Origin of the sequence: Halomonas maura (assembly GCF_030409305.1) — a bacterium.
In the GTDB taxonomy this organism is placed as follows: Bacteria; Pseudomonadota; Gammaproteobacteria; order Pseudomonadales; family Halomonadaceae; genus Halomonas; species Halomonas maura.
The window spans coordinates 1-1166 of the sequence record NZ_JAUFPQ010000035.1 but is presented as its reverse complement, the minus strand read 5'-3'; the positions used below and the strand labels follow the sequence as shown (position 1 = coordinate 1166).

Below are 1166 nucleotides of genomic sequence, written 5' to 3'. Positions count from 1 at the left end.
ATACGTCTCAAGCGTATCCGGCAATTGTCGTGTTGTCATCGCGGATCCAGACCCCTTGGGGTTATATGGTCAAGCGATGAAGCGCATACGGTGGATGCCTAGGCAGCCAGAGGCGATGAAGGACGTGGAAGCCTGCGATAAGGTTCGGCGAGGTGGCAAACAACCTGTGACCCGGACATTTCCGAATGGGGAAACCCACCCAGGGTAACCTGGGTATCCCACACTGAATCCATAGGTGTGGGAGGCGAACCGGGGGAACTGAAACATCTAAGTACCCCGAGGAAAAGAAATCAACCGAGATTCCCCCAGTAGCGGCGAGCGAACGGGGACCAGCCCTTAAGCATGTGACTGGTTAGGCGAACGAGCTGGGAAGCTCGACGATACAGGGTGATAGTCCCGTAGCCGAAAGCCTGATCATGTGAAATCGAGTAGGTCGGGGCACGTGAAACCTTGACTGAAGACGGGGGGACCATCCTCCAAGGCTAAATACTCCTGGCTGACCGATAGTGAACCAGTACCGTGAGGGAAAGGCGAAAAGAACCCCGGAGAGGGGAGTGAAATAGATCCTGAAACCGTATGCGTACAAGCAGTGGGAGCCCCTTCGTGGGGTGACCGCGTACCTTTTGTATAATGGGTCAGCGACTTATTTTCAGTGGCGAGCTTAACCGTATAGGGGAGGCGTAGGGAAACCGAGTCTTAACTGGGCGACCAGTCGCTGGAAATAGACCCGAAACCGGGCGATCTATCCATGAGCAGGTTGAAGGTTGAGTAACATCAACTGGAGGACCGAACCAGGATCTGTTGAAAAAGATTTGGATGACTTGTGGATCGGAGTGAAAGGCTAATCAAGCCCGGAGATAGCTGGTTCTCCTCGAAAGCTATTTAGGTAGCGCCTCACGTATCACCGCCGGGGGTAGAGCACTGTTTCGGCTAGGGGGTCATCCCGACTTACCAACCCGAGGCAAACTCCGAATACCGGTGAGTGCAGCGTGGGAGACACACAGCGGGTGCTAACGTCCGTTGTGAAAAGGGAAACAACCCAGACCGTCAGCTAAGGTCCCGAAATCCTGGTTAAGTGGGAAACGATGTGGGAAGGCTCAGACAGCTAGGAGGTTGGCTTAGAAGCAGCCATCCTTTAAAGAAAGCGTAATAGCTCACTAGTCGAG

Annotated in this window: 1 rRNA gene; it reads left to right on the top strand. The window is 53.9% G+C overall.

Annotated features, from left to right (window positions below):
• Window positions 1-67: 67 nt before the first annotated feature.
• Window positions 68-1166 (top strand): 23S ribosomal RNA (locus tag QWY76_RS20025); the annotation flags it as partial.